General features: G+C 66.1%; 2 protein-coding genes. Both read left to right on the top strand.

What is annotated here, in order from left to right; translation table 11 throughout:
• Nucleotides 1–655 (top strand): hypothetical protein (locus tag CWO89_RS46480; protein WP_165421556.1); only part of this gene is annotated, 655 nt, incomplete at its 5' end.
• Between the two features lie 17 nt (nt 656–672).
• Nucleotides 673–4,127, top strand: a 3,455-nt coding sequence (locus CWO89_RS41525) for a filamentous hemagglutinin family protein (protein WP_165421555.1), incomplete at its 3' end; no start/stop codon positions are given.

The following is a 4,127-nucleotide window of genomic DNA, read 5'->3' as shown; positions in this document are numbered from 1 at the left end:
CGCCAACGTCGCGATCGACGCGTCCGGGCCGGTGACGATCGCGGGCGCGCGCAGCATTGCCGTCAACGGCTTCCGCACCTACCGGCCTGCCGACGGCATCGTCAACCAGGCTTTGATGAACACCATCCACGGCTCCAGCACGTCGTTCATCGCAGCGGCGCTGCAAAACGCGGACCTGCAAGGCAGGCTCGCAGGCCTGCGCGTCTATGCCGATGCGTTTCACCTGCGGCCGGGCGTGGAGATCACCAGCGCGACGCCGGACGGCGACCTGACCATCGCAGGCGACATCGATCTTTCGCGCTATCGCTACGACAGCATCAACCCAAGCACGTTGAAGACCGGCGTTTACGGCTCCGGCGAACCGGGCCGGCTGGTGATCCGCGCCGGCGGCAACCTGAACATCTTCGGCAATGTCAGCGACGGCTTTGCCGCTGCGCCGCAGCCGCTCGGGACAGGTGCCCAGGTCGCGAGGATGCTGTTCAGCGGCGGACAGCCGTCCGGCAATGATGTCGTCATTCCGCGCGATGGCGTGGTGCTGGCGGACGGCACGGTGTTTCCGCGCTTCAGCGTGCTGAACTACGATCTGCCGGTGCGGAGCTTTACGTTGGGGGCGAACAACGTGCTGCCTTCCGACGCGCCCTGCAGGCTGCGCTGACCGTGCCGGCGGGGACCGTGTTGCGCGCGGACGTGCGCGATGCCGGCGGCGCCGTGATCTACGCGAAAGGCACGCGGCTGCAACAGGATACGGTTTTGCCCGCGGGGACCGTGCTCGGCGCCGGCAGCCTGTTCACTTCCGACATTGCCGTGGGTCCAATGGTTTGGCCGAAGAACGTGCCATTGCCGTGGAGCCTCACACTCAACGGCGACTTGACGCTGCCGGTCGGCGCCCTGGTGCCGGGAGCGACCGTGGTCAAGCTGCCGGGCGACGCGGCATTCGTGAAGCTGCGCGACAGCGCGCCATCCGACGGGATCTGGGCGGCTGCGCCGATGCTGCCGGCCGGATCGCAGTCGTGGTCTTTGCGCTTCGTGGCCGGCGCAGATGTCACCGCGGCCGACAGCCGGGCGCTGCGGCCGCGCAGCGCGAACGCCGGAAGTCTGGTGCTCGCGGATTCCTCCGTTGCAGCGCTGGTCTCGATTCAGCCCCCGGGCTGGGTCTGGGCCGATCTGGGCGGAGACAATCCGTTCGGAACGCCGGGGCAGCCGGCTGATGAGTACCTTTGCGCGGACTTGCCCGACTACTGTCAATGGAACCCGGGTGGCGAAACCACGCAGGCGCAATTCCCGCTGACGAGCGTTGTGCGCACCGGCACCGGCGATCTTGAACTGCTGAGCGCTGCCGACCTGAAGGTGCGTACGGCTTACGGCATCTACACGGCAGGCGCGCCATCGCAGGCGATGCTCGCACCTGATGGCTCCAATCCTTACGACCGGGCGCGCGGACAACTGTTCGGCGGCTCGGTCCTCGGCAACCAGGGCGCAGCTTATGAGGGACTGGTCGACGGCAGTGCGACCAGCGTCTATCACGCCTGGTACCCTGATGGCGGTGGCAACCTTCTGGTGGCGGCGCAGGGTAACCTGACCGGCATGTCGATCAACCAGGGTAACAACGGGCCCCTGCAGTACAACAATCCCGGCAACTGGCTCTGGCGGCAGGGCGGAGACATCGCCGGCCAGCGCACCGCGTGGTGGATCAATTTCGGTACCATTGCATTGCCGTTATCGCGCTTTTCCGATGACGTGATGCCGGCGCTGACCGGATTTTCCGGTTTCGGCACGCTGGGCGGAGGCAACGTCACCGTGCAGGCAGGCGGCGATGCCGGGCTGCTTGCGAGCCAGGGATCGAACCTAGCGTCGAGCTCGACTGCGCTCGATATCGCGGTGGGTTCGACCGGGCGGATCGGAAGCGATGGCCAGTTGGTCCTCACCGGCGGCGGCGACATGCTGGTGAAGATCGGTGGCCAGCTCAACCCGTGGCAGACTATGCTGACACAGTCTCGGACCAGGAGTGACTCCAGCGGCGGGCTCGTCAACCTTCGCGGCCTGATTGACGTGCAAGCCGGCACGATTGGTGGCGTCAATCTGAGTTACGGACAGAAGCTTGGGACGGATCCCCGCTGGCCCGACTTCTCGGTCGCCAACAGAGGCATCGGCTTCGGCGGACCGTTGGTCGTTCCGGGCGACGCCGTGGTCAATCTGTCGGCGCGCGGCGATCTCGTGCTATCAGGCGCGGCGGACCCCGGCCGGCCGGTCCTGCCGAATACCACGTCTTACACCGCAGCCGGCAGCGCGCACGTGGGCGGCGGCACCACCTGGTTCTCGCTGTGGCGCGACGAAACGGCGATCAATCTGGTTTCGGCAGGCGGCAATCTGGTGCCGACCAGGCAGAACGAACTGTCGACCGCCGGGAGCATCGACGTACCGACCGACAGCATGTTCGTCTATCCGCCCACGCTGACGGCGCTGGCGACGAGCGGCAGCATCTATTACGGCGCCTACGAAAACCAGCCCACGGTTTTGGCGCCGCAACTGGTGCTCGCGCCGTCGCCGCAGGGGCAGCTCGAACTGCTGGCTGGCCGCTCGATCTATGCCAATGGCTATGCCATCGACATGTCCGGCGCCGACCAGAGCGCTCTGGCGACCCCGTTCAGGCCGGCGTTCAAGGGGTGGCAGCGCGGCGAGGGCAATCCCATCACCAACGCCAATGGCAGCGGTACAGTCCCGAATAATTTCGGTATTATATCGCCCGGTGGCGTCGAGCTTTTTGCGTTCGGCCCCAACACCGCCAGCAACCTGCATCAGGACGACGGCACGTCGGCGCTCATTTACGCTGCCGGCGGCGATCTCGTCGGCTTCAAATCGGGCGAGGTGATCGACTTTACAAAGGGCGGTGAGAAAGCGTCCACGCGGCCCTTGAGCGCGTGGTACCTGGCGGCCAAGCCGATGCGCATCATGGCGGGGCGCGACATCGTCAATCTCGGCACGCCGGTCGGCGGCTACGACCTCCTCTCCAACTTCGATGCCTATGCCACCAGCAATCTGATCCTGCATACCGGCGACAACGACTTCTCGGTGGTGTCGGCCGGACGAGACATCGTTTACGCCAATCTGCAGGTCGCAGGTCCCGGCACGCTGCTTATCAGCGCGGGCAGCAACGTCTACCAGGCCGATCGGGGCGCGGTGACGAGCCTCGGCCCCGTCGCGCCAGGCGATCTGCGTCCGGGGGCATCGGTCGTGATGATGGCCGGTGCCGGCGCGCCGGACTATGGCGCGCTGACGCGCTATCTCGATCCGGCCAACCTGGCGGCGGCGGACAAGCCACTTGCCGATCAGCCTGGCAAGGTGGCGAAGACCTATGAGAAGGACCTCGCCGACTGGCTATCGTCGCACTATGGCTTCAAGGGCACCGAGGCTGACGCACGCGCACGGTTCGCGCTGCTGCCGGCCGACGAGCAGGCGGTGTTCCTGCGACAAGTGTTCTACAGCGAGCTGCGCGACAGCGGCCGGGAATACAACGACGCCAGTGGTCCACGCGCGCGCTCCTATCTGCGCGGTCGACAGGCGATCGCGGCGCTGTTCCCCGACCAGGACGAAGCCGGCCGCCCGATCTCTTATCGGGGCGATATCACGATGTTCGGTGGCTCCGGCATCCGAACGCTGTCCGGCGGCAACATTGAGCTCCTGGCGCCGGGAGGCCAGATCGTGCTCGGGGTCGAAGGTGTGGTGCCGCCGCCTTCGGCCGGACTGATCACGCAAGGATCAGGTGACATCTACAGCTATTCGAAGGGCAGCCTGCTGCTTGGACTGTCGCGGATCATGACGACCTTTGGCGGCAATATCATCGCGTGGTCGGCGGAGGGCGATATCAACGCCGGCCGCGGATCCAAGACGACACAGGTCTATACCCCGCCGAAGCGTGTCTATGACAATTACGGATCGGTGACGCTGTCTCCGACCGTTCCCACGACAGGCGCCGGCATCGCGACGCTCAATCCGATCCCGGAGGTGCCGCGCGGCAGTGTCGATCTGATCGCGCCGCTCGGCACCATCGACGCAGGCGAAGCCGGCATCCGCGTCTCCGGCAACGTCAACCTTGCCGCGTTGCAGATCGTGAACGCGGCGAATATCCG

The organism is Bradyrhizobium sp. Leo170 (genome assembly GCF_004296405.1).
GTDB lineage: Bacteria > Pseudomonadota > Alphaproteobacteria > Rhizobiales > Xanthobacteraceae > Bradyrhizobium.
This window is presented reverse-complemented; position numbering and strand designations above follow the sequence as displayed.